Genomic DNA, 15,817 nt, shown 5'->3' on the forward strand with positions numbered 1-15,817 from the left:
AGTGATGACAAACACGAAGTTTGTTTTTGTTACAGGTGGAGTTTTGAGTTCTGTGGGAAAGGGTATAGCTGCTGCGTCCATGGGCATGTTGTTTAAGGCGCGCGGCTACAAAGTCACGGCCATAAAAATGGATCCTTACTTGAATGTGGATGCTGGGACCATGAGCCCTTATCAGCACGGTGAAGTTTTCGTGACTGAGGACGGAGCGGAGACCGATTTGGATCTGGGACACTATGAACGATTTCTGGACGAGAATCTGTCTGGCAAGAACAACATTACATCGGGCAAAATTTACTCGCAGGTAATTACCAAGGAGCGGAAAGGCGATTACCTTGGTTCTACGGTGCAGGTTATCCCGCATGTCACTGATGCCATAAAAGAGAGTATCCTTTATGGTGCTCAGGGTGCTGATTTAGCTGTGGTGGAGATTGGAGGAACGGTGGGCGACATTGAAAGCTTACCTTTCTTGGAAGCAGTGCGTCAGTTAAGGAGAGAGCTTGGGCCAAATGGAAGCGTGGTTGTCCATGTAACATATGTTCCCATTCTGGAGACCACGCATGAAGCTAAAACAAAACCTACACAGCATAGCGTGAAAGAGCTAAGATCAATTGGTCTTCAGCCTGATGCCATTGTTCTAAGGTCTCATACCCCGTTAGAGAAGCATGTCCTGGAGAAAACCTCGCTGTTTTGCGACGTACCCCTTGAAGGCGTGATAAACAGCTATGATGTGGAATCAGTGTACGACGTACCTTTACTCCTTGAGCAAGAAAAACTAATTAGTGTGTTAGAAGAAAGGCTGTTCGGTACTACAACAGAGGCGGATTTGAAAAAGTGGAAGGAAATGTTGTCTAGGCAATCTGAAAGGACACTAAAAGTGGCACTTGTAGGGAAGTATGTGGTACTTCCTGATGCTTACTTATCGGTTATAGAGGCAATAAGGCATGCTGCTATGAAACTGGGAGTAGCGGCTCACGTATCTCTGATGTCTTCAGACGAACTGGAGAAATGTGATGATGAGCAATTAAGCGAAAAACTCAGCAACATGGATGCTCTTGTAGTTCCTGGAGGGTTTGGGGCTAGGGGCATTGAAGGCATGGTTAAGGTGCTGCGGTACGCTAGGGAGAACAAGATGCCCACTTTGGGTCTGTGCTTGGGAATGCAGGTCATGTCAATTGAGTTTGCTCGCAACGTTTTGGGGCTAAAGGATGCTAACAGCACTGAATTTGATCCAAATACTACATATCCTGTAATCAGTTTGCTTCCTGAACAGATGCAAGTAAGAGATTTGGGAGGAAGTATGAGGCTCGGAGCTTACCCATGTACATTGGTTGAAGGGACACGAGTTCACGCCCTTTACAACAAACCGGTGGTATTTGAAAGACACAGGCATCGGTTCGAATTCAACAATGAATTTAGAGAAGCATTTGAAAATAACGGTTTCCAGGTTTCAGGTCTGTATGAACCGAAAGATTTGGTAGAAGTTCTGGAGCTGAAAGATCATCCGTTTTATGTGGGGGTACAGTACCACCCCGAGTTTAAATCCAGACCCATGGTACCTCATCCACTCTTCTTGGGTTTACTAAGCGAAGCCGTGGCGAAGGCTTCGCCTGTGCTATAATAACAGCTGCGGGGCGTAGCGCAGTGGTAGCGCACTCGTTTGGGGTGCGAGTGGTCGGCGGTTCGAGTCCGCCCGCCCCGACCATTTGTTTTTTGGAGGTGGCTTCACCTTGAATCCGGACGAAATTCTCCAGAAATATCACGATCACATAAATCCTGGGTTAGCTGACTTATTGCAGCTGGGTGGTTTAGCTGCTGTGGATGACAAAGCTGAGGGTGCCTATGTTTGGGATGCTGACGGAAATAAGTACTTAGATGCGGTAGGTGGATACGGTGTTTTTGGTTTAGGGCATAGACCCCCCAAAGTCATCGAAAAAGTCAAAGAAACACTAGATAAAATGCCACTGGCTTCGAAAATATTCATTAACAGCTGCGAAGCTGAGCTTGGGGAAAAGCTTTCTGAGGCAACAGGCTACCAGTACTTTATGTTTCTTAATTCGGGTTCTGAGGCTGTCGAGACAGCCTTGAAACTGGCTAGGTTGACGACGGGTAAAACAAACTTTATTGGGATGACTAATGCTTACCACGGTGTAACGTTCGGTGCCCTTTCTGTTTCTGGAAGAGATGTTTACAAAGAACCTTTTAAACCTTTGCTTCCCGGAGTAAAAATCGTTCCTTTTGGCGATGCAGAGGCTTTAGCAAATGCTTTGGACGATACAGTGGCTGCTGTTATCGTTGAACCGATACAGGGTGAAGGTGGGGTGAATGTGCCTCCACCTGGTTACCTTAAGAAGGTAAGGCAACTCTGTGACGAGGCAGGCTGCTTCCTTATCTTAGATGAGATTCAAACAGGCATGGGTAGAACAGGTAAGTTGTTGGCTGAAGAATGGGAAGATGTAAAGGCTGATATTGTCTGCTTAGGTAAGGCATTGGGTGGTGGAGTTGTGCCCATTGGTGCAGTAGGCGCTACGGAGACAGCATGGCAGGGCTTTATTGACAATCCGCTCATTCATGAGAGCACTTTTGGGGGAAATCCTCTTGCTACCAGTGCGGGCATAGCAGCCGTGGATGAAATAGTTGGTAAACAAATTTGGAATAACGCGCATAGCACGGGAGATAAGTTGCTTTCCGCTCTACGGAGCGAAGCTGAGAAATACCCGCATCTTATAAAGGAAGTACGTGGACGTGGACTACTCATCGGTGTGGAAATGATGGAGGAAGGTTACGGACTGCCCATGATGGGTTTTATGCTGGAAGAAAAGACTTTGGTAGCTTACACCTTGAATAATCCAAGGGTTATTCGCATAGAGCCACCTCTTATCATTGGTGACGAAGAAATTCAGTGGCTTGTGAATGCTTTTCAGAAAGCTTTGGCCAAACTCGACAAACTGGCCAAGGATTTGGAGGTGTAAATAGACATGTTAGTGGAGGAAGAGATAATCATAAATGCTCCTGCTGACAAGGTTTACCAGATTGTGAAGGATATGGGACGCTATCCTGAATTCATACCTTCTCTAAAAGAAGTAACAGTTTTGGAAAATGGACCAGGTTATACGGTGACTAAATGGGTATCAAAAGTGCAGTCATTTACGCTGCAATGGACTGAACGTGACACGTTTTTCGACGAAGAGAGAAGAGTGGAATACAAATTAGTGGAAGGAGCCATGAAAAAGTTTGAAGGGAAATGGATTGTAGAACCTCAAACGGATGGTACGACTAAAGTGCATCTGGATGTGGATTTTGAGCTCGCTATGCCAGCCTTGAGAGATTTCTTAGGACCCATGGCAAAGAAGATTATGCGAGATTCTTTGAAGTCCTTATTGCAAGGGATAAAAGCAGAAAGCGAAAGAGTGTGAAATGAGCAAGGTAGTAATCATTGGGGCTGGCCCTGCTGGTATTTTTTGTGGACTTCGCCTTTCGGAAGTACTTAGCGGTGAAGACATAACTATTATTGAAAAGGGTAAACCCATTGATAAACGTCACTGCCCACTACTTCTTAACGGCAAGTGCGTAAGCTGTGAGCCATGTTCCATGATAAGTGGTTGGGGCGGTGCAGGTGCTTACAGTGATGGGAAGCTGAATATTACAGGCGAAATTGGCGGTTTCCTTAATGAAATTTTGGGAGAACGACGTTTTGGAAGCTTTGTTCCAGAAGTACTTAAGTACTTTTACGACCACGGTGCTCCAAAAGATCTTGATAATGTGGCTGAGAGGCCTGAGGTAGATGATTGGCGTAAAAGAGCTCGCCTTCTGGGAATGAAGCTTATCACTTTCCCAATTATTCATTTGGGTACCGATAAGACTAAAGAAGTACTTGCAAACATGTATGACACTCTGCGGAACCGGGGCGTGAATATTATCTTTGACACTGAAGTGGAAGACATACTCACCGAAGACAAAAAGGTTGTCGGTGTGAGAACCAGTAGCGGCGACTTTCTTAAAGCTGATTACGTGGTGGTAGCTGTTGGAAGGAGCGGAGCTGATGATTTGACACGCTGGGTGAATGGATTGGGCCTGCATTTCGGCACTAACCCAGTGGACTTGGGAGTACGGGTGGAGGTTCCTGCCGAGGTGCTTTTGCCCATGACAGACGTACTTTATGAGGTGAAACTGGAATACTACTCCAAGGCTTTTGAAGATAAAGTAAGGACGTTTTGCATGAATCCGGGTGGTGAAGTGGTTAAGGAACATCTGGATGACGTCATTACTGTTAATGGGCATTCCTATAAAGAGAAGTTCCTACCAAATACGAATTTCGCTGTATTGGTCAGCACCTATTTCACAGAGCCTTTCAAAGATCCAGTTGCTTACGGAAAACACGTGGCGAAGCTGGCTAACTTACTAAGTGACGGCATCATCGTGCAGCGTTTTGGCGACCTAGTAAATGGTCATCGCTCCACACCTGAACGTATTAAACGTAGTATTGTTAAACCGTCACTGGAGGATTCTATTCCTGGTGATCTAAACGCTGTACTTCCCAGAAGACACTTAGAAAGCATCATCGAGTTCTTACAGGTTCTCGACCAGTTTGCTCCAGGTGTTGGTAGCCGAGATACGCTGTTATATGGTGTGGAAGTAAAGTTTTACTCCATGAGGCCTGAGATTTCCAACGTGCTAGAATCAGAGATTTCTAACCTTTTCATGGCAGGTGACGGCGCGGGAATAACCAGAGGATTATTCCAAGCTGCCATGGCAGGCCTAGTAGTTGCTGATACGATAAAGGAGAGATGCATGTGAGTGCGGACTTAGTTTGTGGACTTCAGTGGGGAGATGAAGGAAAAGGAAAAGCTGTGGATTACATCTCCAAGAACTACGATGTAGTAGCTCGGTTCAACGGTGGTGATAACGCTGGACATACCGTTGTTCACCAAGGGAGTACCTATAAATTTCATGTGATCCCCAGCGGAGTACTAAGGGGATGCTTGGGAGTTATTGGAAGTGGGGTAGTACTTAATCCATCTTCGTTAGAAGAAGAGCTGCGCCAGTTGAGTGGCGATGAAAAGATCGTTATCTCGAAGAGAGCGCATCTCATACTTCCTTCATACAAACTGCTGGACCAGAAGTTGGAAAGTCTTAAGGGTGACAAAGTTGGGACTACTGGTCGCGGTATTGGTCCGGCATACGGCTTTAAGGCTTTTAGATTCGGAGTGCGAGTGGGAGACCTTTTTCAAGACGGTCTAGAAGAAAAGCTAAGTGAGATTCGAAGGTTGGTAGAAAGCTTGAATGTGGAGTGGATTCAACCCGATGTGAAACATTGGAAGGAAGTGCTTGCCCCGTATGTGGGTGATGATTATAAGGTACTCCATGAAGCGTATTTGGAAGGACGTCGAATACTGTTTGAAGCTGCTCAGGGCGTTCTGCTGGATTTGGATTTTGGGACCTATCCGTTTGTCACGTCCAGCTACACTTTCACGAACGGTGTTCACGCTGGTTCGGGTTTTAACGCAAAAGAGCTTGGTGACATAATAGGCGTTAGTAAGGCTTATACAACGCGTGTCGGTAATGGTGCCTTCCCTTCGGAAGTTTTTGGAGAGACCGCAGATCATATCAGAGAACAAGGAGCAGAGTTTGGAACGACCACAGGAAGGCCACGTAGAGTAGGTTGGCTGGATTTAGTTGCACTGCGGTATGCTGTACGAGTTTCGGGATGCAACAAGGTTTTCTTGACTAAGGTAGACGTGCTGTCAGGTTTGGATAAAGTGGGATTGATAACGTCCTATGAAGTAGATGGTCAAAGATACAGCGACTGGTTTGATTTTAGCCAAGGGGCTCTGGAGCTGGTAAAGCCTATTGTGGAATGGTGTAATGGATGGGGAAGCGTGTTGAACGAGGGTAAACTTAATGCAAATTTGTTAGCCTTTATGGAGGCCGTTGAAGGCGCTGCGGGTGCAAAAATACAGTGGGTTTCTTATGGTCCCAGTGACCACGAAACGTTGTGCATGCTATAATTGGTCAGGATATTGCGGCGGGGCGTAGCGCAGCTTGGTAGCGCACCTGGTTCGGGACCAGGGAGTCGGCGGTTCGAATCCGCCCGCCCCGACCATTAAAGGGAGGAAATTCACAGGAGATGAATGATCAATACAGAACTCCTTATTACAGCGGTTTGCTGGCTTATATTGCAAAGCACCGTGCCAGTTTTCACATGCCGGGTCACAAACGAGGCAGGGGTGTACATCCCGACTTCAAAGCTTTTTTAGGTGAGAATGTGTTTTTACTTGACCTCACTGAAGTGCAGGGGGTTGACTACTTGCATAAGCCCACTGGCATTCTCAGAGAAGCTATGGACTTATTGGCAGATGCCTACGGTGCAAAAGAATCGTTCTTTTTAGTAAACGGTAGCACAGTGGGAAACCAAGCTGCTCTCATGGCTGTTGGTGGTCCAGGAAAGAAAATTCTTATTGCACGTAACAGCCACAGGTCAGTGGTTGGTGGGCTCATACTGAATGGTTCCATACCCGTTTATCTCCCTGTAAACGTGGACCCGGAGCTGGGAATAACAACAAGCGTTTCACCGGAAGTTCTAAGAGAGTATTTAGACAAGCATGACGTAGATGCCGTGTTCTTAACTAATCCAAATTACTACGGAGTTTCAGGTAACATAAGGGAACTAGTGGATATTGTTCATGAACATGGTCTGCCCATTGTAGTAGATGAGGCTCATGGTGCTCACTTCCACTTCCATCAAGCTCTTCCACTTTCGGCTGTGGATGCGGGTGCGGATCTAGTGGTGCAATCCACTCACAAAACACTCTCCTCCATGACACAGAGCTCTTGGATGCATATGAATGGAGATCTTGTGGATGTTGAGCTGTTGAAGGCTGCACTTAGGACACTTCAGAGCAGTTCTCCAAACTACGTTCTCATGGCCAGTTTAGACGTAGCAAGGATGCAGATGGCAACGGAGGGAGCTGAACTACTTAGCTCAGCGCTTAATGTGGCTCAGTACTTGCGGGAAGCCATAAACGAGATTCCCGGACTGCAATGCTTCGGCAGAGAAAGGGTAGGAAAGTACGGTATTTTCGATGTTGACCTGACGAAAATAACCATAACTGTGCTTGGTTTGGGCCTCACGGGTTACAAAGTGGAGCAACTGCTTAATGACGAGCTGGGTGTGGAAGTGGAGCTATCAGATCCGAACAACATACTTGCTTTTGTTACCATTGGTGATGATTACGACAATGCTGACAAACTCATAAAAGCCATGTCGAACCTCTCTGAACGCTTCTTCGGCAAGCTTCCACCTTTGGAGACTGCTGCTGTTCACACATTTCCTGTGCTGCCCGAAGTCGTGCTTACACCTCGAGAAGCATTCTTCGCTGAAAAGAAAGTCGTTCCGTTTAGAGAAGCTGTTGGTGCTATTAGTGCTGAGTCGGTGGTGCTTTATCCTCCTGGAATTCCCGTTATTGCTCCCGGGGAAAGAATCACGGAAGAGAGCTTTGACTACGTTATGAAAAGGAAGGAAGAAGGAGCGGAAGTACAGGGTACCGCTGATCCGGAACTGGAGTTCATACAAGTTCTTAAATGAGCTCAAATGTGGCCTTAAACAGAAGTTTTCTCTTATAATATTAAGGTGTGTGTAGCTGGAAAACTAAACGCGATTTGCGAAATTAAAAGGCGGTGGCAACGTGGAAGAGTTCTTCGAGGCACTTAAGTCTTTGGAACAAGAAGCGTCAGACATAGTGTCCACTTCTTCTGTCCAGGCGCGACAGAGGGTGGAGGTTGCTAGAGAGCGTTTTGCAGAGGAATTTCATGAATTGGAAGAGAACTGCCGTCAGGAGTTAGAAAGGGAGCTCGAAAGACTTTCTCAAGAATGGGAACAGAGGAGACAAGAGGAACTGGAGTCCTACAGCAAGCAACTAAGTAAACTTGGTACAGAATTAGACCAGCGTGCCGGTCACCTTGCGAAGGAACTTCTGGAGTCATTCCTGGGGGAGTGAAAGAGCTTGCCAATCGCAGAGCTGGAGAAAGTATGCTTCTACGTTCCAAAGCACAACGTGGGGGCTTTGAGAAAATACATTTTTAAGTTATCCGATTTTCATCCGCTGGAGCTTAACCACAACACGTTGGGGGACTTTGCCACCCTGAAGGATCGCCTTGAGCGAGTAGTTTCCCTTGGGAGTAAGAGAAAGCCTGACATTTATGCTACGTCTGTGTTAAGTGAAAAAGAAACTATATCCACTGGTTATATTGAGATTGGGCCAGTGCTCTCTGAAATTGAAAGGCTCATAGACGAGCATCAGCTACTAACGAATGAACTTAACAACCTAAACAAACAGATTTTGGGTTTGGAGCCTTTCCAGTGGGTTAGTGCCCCATGGGAAGACTCCCATAACTGGCACTGGATTAAGGTTGTCTTAGTTAAAAAAAGCAAAGCCGTATTGAAGATTCTTTCTGATCTTCCTGTAGCTTTCGCTGAGGGAGACAACGCCATCGTTGTGGCTTATTACAAAGACGATGATGAAACAGCAGAAGTCATTAGAGAGTATGCTTTGGATGACAGGCTGCTAACAGATATTGGGCGTGAGCTAAATGAGCTCAAGATAAAGAAAGAACAACTCACAAAACACTTAGCTGACGTGGAAAGTCAGTTAGATACTCTTCTTGAGGAAAACGGTACGCAGATAAGAAAGGCTTTTGATTACTACTCGGTTTCGTTGGAATATGCCAGATTGGTAAATGGCTCTGTTGATACGCAGTTTTTGGGGGTAGTGGTAGGTTACCTGCCAAAGGAGCATTTAAACGATGCTTTGAAAGAGGTTAGAGCGTTGGGTGGCGATGTTTTACAACTGCCGCCAGAGGAAGATGAAATGTATCCTACAAAATTGGAGAACTCAAGCTTTTTTGAGCCTTATGAGTCTATTACTCTGATGTATGGGCCACCCCGTTATGACACTTACGATCCAACACCTGCTGTAGCTCTTTGGTGGAACCTGTTTTTTGCTTTCATGCTGGGTGATGCCGGATTTGGTCTCGTAATAACACTTGTGAGTTTATACGGACTCAAGAAGATTAAGAGCATGGAAAAGATTCTAAGGCTTTGTTTGAACGTGGGCGTTGGAACCATGATAGTCGGCATAATTACGTGGAGTTGGTTTTCTACGCAACCACTTATGATCAATGGGAAAGCATTGGGGCTTTTCTACCCCGTGAACGGTAGTGATGTGAACACCATGCTTGTAATTTCCTTGGTTATTGGTGTTATGGCGCAGTTCTATGCCATGGGCATAAAGGGGTGGTGGATGCTAAGGAACAAGGACTATCTGGGGTTTTGGTCGGATGTTTTCTGTTGGTGGGGTTTCTTGAGTTCTTTGATTTGGCTACTATTGGGTGGAGGCTCCATGTCAACGTACCTTGCGCTATTCTTTGCAATTAACCTTATCTTGTTTCAGGGGCGTGAGTCAAAGAACTGGATTTCCAGACTGGGTATGGGGCTCATTGGACTTTATGGCATCATAAGTCCCTATGGTGTTGCTTCCTTTTTGGGTGATGTGCTTTCCTATTCACGTTTGATGGCACTTAACTTGACGGGGGCACTCATGGGGCAGGTATTTAATTCATTGTCATTTGGTGTGATGAAAAGTGGCTTAATGGGAATCGTTTTTGGGGTTCTCATGTTTGTGGTTTTTCAAGTGTTTAACTTTGCTATTTCAGCATTAGGTGCGTTTGTGCACAGTATTAGGTTGGTATTCTTAGAAATGTATGGGCGGTTCTACGAAGGAAACGGTGAACTTTTTAAACCGCTCAAAAGAGTCGGAAGGTACTACAGATTTGAGGAGGTTGATTATGAATGACGATTGATGGGACATCCGTAGCTCTGATTGGCGCGGGTTTAACGGCAGGGCTAAGTGCAGTGGGTTCCGCATGGGGTGTTGGTTTAGCGGGGAAAGCAACCAGTGCAGTGCTATCAGAGAAGCCAAATCTTTTCGGACAGATGCTTGTGCTTCAGGCTTTGCCAGGTACCCAGGGTTTTTACGGTTTTATAGCTATGTTTCTGGCGCTAGGAAGAATTAATGCTGCTACATCAATTTCTATTGCTCAGGCATTGCAACTTATAGGCGCTTTACTTCCTGTTATGTTTGGAGAGCTTATAAGTGCTTACTGGCAAGGAGTGGCGTCAGCTGGTGCTGCGCAAATGGTGGCAAAACAACCGGAATCCTTCGGTAGAGCCGTGATCATACCCGCATTGGTGGAAACTTACGCTATTCTATCCTTGTTAGCTACGATTATTTTGCTTGGAGGAGTGACGCTTTAGTGGACATTGACAAGCTCCGCAGTGTGGTTTTTGCGGAAGCCCAGCGGAAAGCTGAAGAGATCCTATCCTCTGCGGAAGAAGAGATAGCAAAACTAAAGCAAGAACATGAGAAACGCGTGGAAGAGCTAAAGTTAGCCACTGCTCAGCAAAAGAAAAAACTCATTGAGACAGAAACTGAGCGATGGAAGCGGCAGATTGAATATGAAAAGCGTATGCTCGTTGAGCAGGTCATCGTTCAAGCCATACAGGGCTTGAAAGGTAGAATTGAAGACGAAATCGCTTCTGGTGTTTATGCTCCAAGCTATGTTGATTGGCTAAAGAAACAAGTCCCAGAGGCTGATGAGTGGACAGTTGGTAGGGAATATGGTGAGCTGCAGAGGGCATTTTCAAAGAAGGGAATAAAGTTCACGGTTGATGACAGCAAAAAAGTAAAAGCTCGTAAGGGTGATACTGTTTTCGATTTATCGCCTGACGTGGTGGCTAATGCCATATTGGAAAGATTTTCACATGAAATCTACGAAGAGTTTAAGGGGCTGCTAAAGTGAGAGAAGTGTCTGACATCGCAGCCTTGGTGGCAGCTAGGCAAGATAGAGTTTTACCCTTGGAGACAATAGATAAGCTAAGAGTAAACCCTTACTTACTCAATCAGGTTGCATTAAACCCTGATATGCGACAACAGATTACAGAAAAACCTCCCGACGAGGCAGCGAATGCATTGTGGAAGGATTTCTTAGAAGAGCTCGATGAGCTGCTTGGTTTACTCGGAGAGAGTGGATATGCGGAAATGGAAGAATTCTACAGGGCGCGCTTTTTCGGTGAAGCTTTTGAAACCGAAAAACTCAAAACGTTACCCTTTGGAGAGTTTCTTTATGAAGCTTTTATGAGCTCTGTGGAATCCTTAAAACGTGGTGAGCAAGGAAGTGACTGGCGTTTAGAATGGCTTAAGTTCCTGGAATACAACTATTTTTCAGGGTCTTTCTTGGCGGGGGTTTTACGTTATGTGGAACTACGGTTTCAGACTATTGCAGGAATCAGCTATGCTTTACTCAGAACGGGGTAGTTTGTTGGGGGTTGTCGGATGGCTGAAATAGTTGCCTGTGGGAAAAGCGGATTATATGACTTCCTTAGCTTTTCAGGTATACGTGTGGTGGAAGCTGAGGAAATTGACCATATTTTGGCTAGTGCCACTGACACAGTGGTATTGGTTACAGATGGCATCTCTTGTAGTACGGAGCTGATAAGCGATTTGGAGGAAAAATACGGAACGAAGTTTGTGCCCGTTGTGCTTGACCCGAAACAGGGCGTAGATGTGAGCTCAGCGAGAAGGTTTGTGGAAAGAGCTCTGGGTGTAAAACTTGACAGGTAGGTGGTGATAGTTGGTGCACGGACAAGGATATGTTGTGCGCGTGGCGGGGCCTCTGGTTACAGCGAAGGGCTTGGAGAAGCCCATGATGTATGAAGTAGTGAGGGTGGGCGAACTTAAGCTCTTTGGAGAAATAATCGGAATCGAGAAGGATTTGGTATATATACAGGTCTATGAAGATACCAATGGTCTTCGCCCTGGTGAAACAGTTGAGCCCACTGGCCAGCTACTCAGTGTAGAACTGGGCCCTGGGTTAACAAATAACATTTTTGATGGCATACAAAGACCTCTGGAACGCTTAAGGGAAGAAAGCGGAGAGTTCTTAGCTAGAGGCTTTAGTGTGAACGCTTTGGATCGCCAGCGTAAGTGGCATTTTGTACCGTTAGCTGAGGCTGGTGTGGAAGTTGAAGGTGGTAGTTTCTTAGGCGAAGTAATTGAATCGTCAACAGTGGTTCACAAGATCATGGTACCACCTAATGTGAAAGGTACTCTACAATGGATCGCTGGAGAAGGTGAATACACGGTTGAGGAATGCATTGCAAAGGTTGAACTACCTAACGGGACTTTACAAGAACTTCAACTGATGCAGCGTTGGCCTGTGAGAATTCCAAGGCCAGTGAAAGAGAAAGTGTTCACTGACGTGCCCATGCTAACAGGACAGCGCATACTGGATGTGTTTTTCCCAGTGATAAAGGGAGGTACTGCTTGCGTTCCAGGTCCCTTTGGTTCTGGAAAGACTGTGATTCAGCACCAACTTGCCAAATGGTCTGATGTGGACGTGGTGGTCTATGTGGGCTGTGGAGAACGTGGTAACGAAATGACCGAAGTTCTCATAGAATTCCCAGAGCTTAAGGATCCACGAACAGGTGGTCCACTCATGGATAGAACCATTTTGGTTGCCAATACGTCAAATATGCCTGTCGCAGCACGTGAGGCTTCTGTTTTTACAGGTATTGCCATAGCGGAGTACTACCGCGATATGGGTTACGATGTGGCACTCATGGCTGATTCCACTTCTCGTTGGGCCGAGGCCATGAGGGAGATATCTACTCGTTTGGAGGAAATGCCTGGTGAAGAGGGTTACCCAGCTTATCTTGCATCAAGAATATCAGCTTTTTACGAACGTTCAGGTTTTGTGAAGTGTTTAGGTAGCCCAGAGCGGACAGGGTCGGTAACAGTAATAGGAGCTGTTTCGCCGCCAGGTGGAGATTTGTCAGACCCTGTGGTCCAAGCCACGCTTAGATCCGTACAAGTATTCTGGGGTTTGGATCAGGATTTGGCTTTTGCACGTCACTTTCCAGCTATTAACTGGCTTAACAGCTATTCTTTGTATTTGGACAGAATCGGAGAATATTACAACAAGAGTTTTGCCCCCGATTGGTTGAAGAAACGCAATGAAGCCATGGTAATTCTGCAGCGAGAATCTGAGCTACTGGAACTGGTTAGACTGGTAGGGTACGATGCTTTGTCCACGGAGGAGCAATTGTTCTTGGAAACGGCTCGTTCTTTGAGAGAAGACTTTCTGCAGCAAGATGCCTTTGACGATGTAGACAGTTACTGTTCACTAAGAAAGCAATATGTCATACTTTCATCAATTCTGCTTGTTCATGAGATTATTCTGGACCGCATAAGAAAGGGAGAGGACTACGGTTCGCTCATAGCGAATCCCATAAGGGAGCATATTTCTCAACTTAGGTGGCTCAAAGAAGAGGAAGTTCCAGATTGGAAACAGATGCAAGATAGTATTTTAAAGAGTTTCTCAGAGGAAGTGAAGGCTCATGATTAGAGAATTTCGCAGTATTTCTGAGGTAAACGGTCCGTTGGTTTTTGTAGAAGGCGTGTCAGATGCTGCCTACGGTGAACTGGTGGAGTTTCAGCTTAACGGAGAAATACGTCATGGTCAAGTACTAGAGACCACTGATCGTTTTTCTTTGGTCCAAGTTTTTGAAGGGACTCAGGGTTTAACTCCCAAGACAACCACTGCCAGATTCTTAGGAAGAGGCCTCACTTTCGGTGTCAGCGAAGGTATCCTTGGTAGGGTGTTTGATGGTTTAGGCGAGCCGCTAGATGGTAAACCGCAACCTTTTGTGGATAAATACGTGGACATAAACGGTGCTCCAATGAACCCGGTGAGTCGTGAGTACCCAGCAGAATTCATTCAGACTGGCATTTCAGCCATTGATGGTATGAACACACTGGTACGTGGGCAAAAGCTGCCCATTTTTAGTGGTAGCGGCTTGCCCCACGCTCGCTTGGCAGCACAAATAGCAAGTCAAGCCAAAGTGCTCTCTTCTGAAGAGAAATTTGCCGTGGTATTTGCTGCCATGGGAATCACATTTGAAGAGGCGAACTTTTTCATTCAGTCTTTTCAGAAAACCGGTGCCATTGAGCGTTCAGTTCTATTTTTAAACTTGGCTGACGACCCGACTATTGAACGCATAGCTACGCCTCGATTTGCATTGGCTGCAGCCGAGTACTTGGCTTTCGAAAAGGACATGCATGTACTTGCCATCCTTACCGACATGACGAACTACTGTGAGGCTCTCAGAGAGATTTCTGCGGCACGTAGAGAAGTCCCCGGAAGGCGAGGATATCCTGGTTACATGTATACTGATTTGGCCAGTATTTACGAACGTGCAGGTAGGATTAAGGGGAAAAAAGGCAGTATAACGCAAATACCCATACTAACCATGCCAGAGGATGATAGGACCCACCCCATACCAGACTTGACGGGTTACATAACTGAGGGTCAAATATTCCTGTCGAGAGATTTACAGCATAAGAATATTTATCCACCTATTGATGTATTGCAATCACTTTCTAGACTCATGCAAAGAGGTATTGGTGAAGGACACACCAGAGAGGATCACTCTGCGGTTTCTAACCAGTTGTACGCTGCTTATGCACGCGGAAAGGAAGCAAGAGAGTTGGAAATAGTTTTGGGAGAAGCAGCCTTGACAGACCTGGATCGATTGTATGTCAAGTTTGCTGACCGCCTAGAGTCAGAGTTTATTGCTCAAGGTGAAGACGAGAACCGTACAATTGAAGAAACTTTGGCTATTGGATGGCGACTTCTTAGGATGCTTCCTAGAAGCGAGCTTAAGAGGATCAGAGATGAATACATAAACAAATACTTACCAAAGGTGGAGAGCTAATGGCATCAACGGTTAGTCCAAACCGTATGACCCTTCTTGCTCTTAAACGCAGGTACACCATAAGCAAAAGGGGTCTTAAACTGCTAAAAGACAAGCTTGAGGCAATGGTAAAAGCTTTCCGAGATCTGTACACGGAGTTTGATAGGGAAAGACGTTACATTGAAGAGCTCATGGAGGCCTTTGTTGAGCTACTTAACCAGTACGAGTCAGAGACTTCGCCTGCGGTAAGAGACAGGATAAGGAGTATGCAGCTATTTCAGGTAGAGTATGAACTCTCTACTAGAATGGTGTTCAATATTAAAGTGCCTTTCCTAGATGTCTCGCTAAAGAGGATGGATATACCAGACTTGTATTTGCAGACAGGTCCTGCCTTCTATAAGGCTCTTAGTGTTTATGAAGAACTTCTTCCTCATCTGTTGAAGTTGGCTTCTCTGAGGAATGCACTGCATATGATGAGCGTGGAGATTGAGAAAACTAGAAGACGAAGTAATGCCTTGGAGTACAATGTAGTTCCGGAACTCGAAAGAACTATTAAGTGGGTACAGCAGTACTTAGATGAAATGGAAAGGAGCCAGACTGTGAGAATAATGAAGGTTAAAAGCATGTTGGAAAAAGAAAGGGGGAATGCATAATGGGATTGGAGGATGCCATCGCGGCAGTGAAGAGGCTGAAAGCCTTGGCCAAGGCAGAAGTGCTAGAATCCGAGGCTTTCGGCCTAAGTGAACAGCAGATTACCTTCGCCAAAGAAAGACATCGCTACTACTCAACCTTGCTTAACAGACTAGAGTCAGAATCTCTTGAAGACGTTATTTCCTCGGTAGAAGAGGAAGCTAAAGAGCTTTGGCATAAGCAAACAAAAACTATTACTGACAAAGCTCGCTTGGTAGCCGCTGAGAGTTTTCTCAGAGCCATAGGTCTCGAGCTGGAATACGAAGAGACGCAATAAATACTAAGACCTACGACTCATAAGAAAACGCTACTTTGACACAA

16 protein-coding genes and 2 tRNA genes are annotated in these 15,817 nt (G+C 45.8%); all 18 read left to right on the forward strand.

Features of this window, described 5'->3' with window-relative positions; all coding sequences use genetic code 11:
* Positions 1-4: 4 nt before the first annotated feature.
* The 18 genes from COPRO5265_RS03010 to COPRO5265_RS03095 all read left to right on the forward strand — a co-directional run bounded on the left by COPRO5265_RS03010 (position 5) and on the right by COPRO5265_RS03095 (position 15,773).
* A complete protein-coding gene (locus COPRO5265_RS03010; RefSeq protein ID WP_012544547.1) occupies positions 5-1,618 on the forward strand; it encodes a CTP synthase in 1,614 nt (537 codons plus the stop codon).
* A gap of 9 nt (positions 1,619-1,627) precedes the next feature.
* Positions 1,628-1,702, forward strand: a tRNA-Pro gene (locus COPRO5265_RS03015).
* A 25-nt stretch (positions 1,703-1,727) separates the two neighbouring features.
* Positions 1,728-2,969, forward strand: a complete 1,242-nt coding sequence (locus tag COPRO5265_RS03020) for an aspartate aminotransferase family protein (RefSeq protein ID WP_012544885.1) — start codon at positions 1,728-1,730, stop codon at positions 2,967-2,969.
* Between the two features lie 6 nt (positions 2,970-2,975).
* Positions 2,976-3,413 carry a type II toxin-antitoxin system RatA family toxin gene (locus tag COPRO5265_RS03025; protein ID WP_012543998.1) on the forward strand — a complete coding sequence of 146 codons (438 nt, stop codon included), beginning with the start codon at positions 2,976-2,978 and terminating at the stop codon, positions 3,411-3,413.
* A 1-nt stretch (position 3,414) separates the two neighbouring features.
* Positions 3,415-4,794, forward strand: coding sequence for an NAD(P)/FAD-dependent oxidoreductase (locus tag COPRO5265_RS03030; protein WP_012543959.1), 1,380 nt, complete (start codon positions 3,415-3,417; stop codon positions 4,792-4,794).
* Positions 4,785-6,005: an adenylosuccinate synthase gene (locus tag COPRO5265_RS03035; RefSeq protein WP_012544600.1), complete on the forward strand. Its 1,221-nt coding sequence runs from the start codon at positions 4,785-4,787 to the stop codon at positions 6,003-6,005. The genes COPRO5265_RS03030 and COPRO5265_RS03035 overlap by 10 nt, the downstream gene beginning before the upstream one ends.
* Before the next feature lie 18 nt (positions 6,006-6,023).
* Positions 6,024-6,100, forward strand: a tRNA-Pro gene (locus tag COPRO5265_RS03040).
* A 24-nt stretch (positions 6,101-6,124) separates the two neighbouring features.
* Complete coding sequence (locus tag COPRO5265_RS03045; protein ID WP_012543982.1) at positions 6,125-7,582, forward strand: aminotransferase class I/II-fold pyridoxal phosphate-dependent enzyme; 1,458 nt, start codon at positions 6,125-6,127, stop codon at positions 7,580-7,582.
* 100 nt (positions 7,583-7,682) lie between these two features.
* Positions 7,683-7,994, forward strand: coding sequence for a hypothetical protein (locus COPRO5265_RS03050; RefSeq protein WP_012543689.1), 312 nt, complete (start codon positions 7,683-7,685; stop codon positions 7,992-7,994).
* A 6-nt stretch (positions 7,995-8,000) separates the two neighbouring features.
* Positions 8,001-9,848 carry a V-type ATP synthase subunit I gene (locus COPRO5265_RS03055; RefSeq protein ID WP_143708094.1) on the forward strand — a complete coding sequence of 616 codons (1,848 nt, stop codon included), beginning with the start codon at positions 8,001-8,003 and terminating at the stop codon, positions 9,846-9,848.
* Complete coding sequence (locus COPRO5265_RS03060; RefSeq protein WP_012544230.1) at positions 9,845-10,309, forward strand: V-type ATP synthase subunit K; 465 nt, start codon at positions 9,845-9,847, stop codon at positions 10,307-10,309. The genes COPRO5265_RS03055 and COPRO5265_RS03060 overlap by 4 nt, the downstream gene beginning before the upstream one ends.
* A complete protein-coding gene (locus COPRO5265_RS03065) occupies positions 10,309-10,854 on the forward strand; it encodes a hypothetical protein (protein ID WP_012544026.1) in 546 nt (181 codons plus the stop codon). The genes COPRO5265_RS03060 and COPRO5265_RS03065 overlap by 1 nt, the downstream gene beginning before the upstream one ends.
* On the forward strand, positions 10,851-11,369 hold the full coding sequence (locus COPRO5265_RS03070; RefSeq protein ID WP_012544675.1) for a hypothetical protein: 519 nt from the start codon (positions 10,851-10,853) through the stop codon (positions 11,367-11,369). The genes COPRO5265_RS03065 and COPRO5265_RS03070 overlap by 4 nt, the downstream gene beginning before the upstream one ends.
* Positions 11,370-11,387: 18 nt before the next feature.
* Complete coding sequence (locus tag COPRO5265_RS03075) at positions 11,388-11,675, forward strand: hypothetical protein (protein ID WP_012544096.1); 288 nt, start codon at positions 11,388-11,390, stop codon at positions 11,673-11,675.
* A 13-nt stretch (positions 11,676-11,688) separates the two neighbouring features.
* Positions 11,689-13,458, forward strand: a complete 1,770-nt coding sequence (locus COPRO5265_RS03080) for a V-type ATP synthase subunit A (protein ID WP_012543906.1) — start codon at positions 11,689-11,691, stop codon at positions 13,456-13,458.
* Positions 13,451-14,827: a V-type ATP synthase subunit B gene (locus COPRO5265_RS03085; RefSeq protein ID WP_012544568.1), complete on the forward strand. Its 1,377-nt coding sequence runs from the start codon at positions 13,451-13,453 to the stop codon at positions 14,825-14,827. The genes COPRO5265_RS03080 and COPRO5265_RS03085 overlap by 8 nt, the downstream gene beginning before the upstream one ends.
* A complete protein-coding gene (locus COPRO5265_RS03090; RefSeq protein ID WP_012544458.1) occupies positions 14,827-15,459 on the forward strand; it encodes a V-type ATP synthase subunit D in 633 nt (210 codons plus the stop codon). The genes COPRO5265_RS03085 and COPRO5265_RS03090 overlap by 1 nt, the downstream gene beginning before the upstream one ends.
* Positions 15,459-15,773, forward strand: coding sequence for a hypothetical protein (locus COPRO5265_RS03095; protein ID WP_012544729.1), 315 nt, complete (start codon positions 15,459-15,461; stop codon positions 15,771-15,773). Before COPRO5265_RS03090 ends, COPRO5265_RS03095 begins: the two co-directional genes overlap by 1 nt.
* Positions 15,774-15,817 lie beyond the last annotated feature (44 nt).

Source organism: Coprothermobacter proteolyticus DSM 5265 (assembly GCF_000020945.1).
Classification (GTDB): Bacteria; Coprothermobacterota; Coprothermobacteria; order Coprothermobacterales; family Coprothermobacteraceae; genus Coprothermobacter; species Coprothermobacter proteolyticus.

Coding starts and splice junctions, on each gene's coding strand:
- COPRO5265_RS03010 (WP_012544547.1), top strand. CDS start 5: ATGACAAACACGAAGTTTGTTTTTGTTACAGGTGGAGTTTTGAGTTCT.
- COPRO5265_RS03025 (WP_012543998.1), top strand. CDS start 2,976: ATGTTAGTGGAGGAAGAGATAATCATAAATGCTCCTGCTGACAAGGTT.
- COPRO5265_RS03030 (WP_012543959.1), top strand. CDS start 3,415: ATGAGCAAGGTAGTAATCATTGGGGCTGGCCCTGCTGGTATTTTTTGT.
- COPRO5265_RS03035 (WP_012544600.1), top strand. CDS start 4,785: ATGCATGTGAGTGCGGACTTAGTTTGTGGACTTCAGTGGGGAGATGAA.
- COPRO5265_RS03045 (WP_012543982.1), top strand. CDS start 6,125: ATGAATGATCAATACAGAACTCCTTATTACAGCGGTTTGCTGGCTTAT.
- COPRO5265_RS03060 (WP_012544230.1), top strand. CDS start 9,845: ATGACGATTGATGGGACATCCGTAGCTCTGATTGGCGCGGGTTTAACG.
- COPRO5265_RS03075 (WP_012544096.1), top strand. CDS start 11,388: ATGGCTGAAATAGTTGCCTGTGGGAAAAGCGGATTATATGACTTCCTT.
- COPRO5265_RS03085 (WP_012544568.1), top strand. CDS start 13,451: ATGATTAGAGAATTTCGCAGTATTTCTGAGGTAAACGGTCCGTTGGTT.
- COPRO5265_RS03090 (WP_012544458.1), top strand. CDS start 14,827: ATGGCATCAACGGTTAGTCCAAACCGTATGACCCTTCTTGCTCTTAAA.
- COPRO5265_RS03095 (WP_012544729.1), top strand. CDS start 15,459: ATGGGATTGGAGGATGCCATCGCGGCAGTGAAGAGGCTGAAAGCCTTG.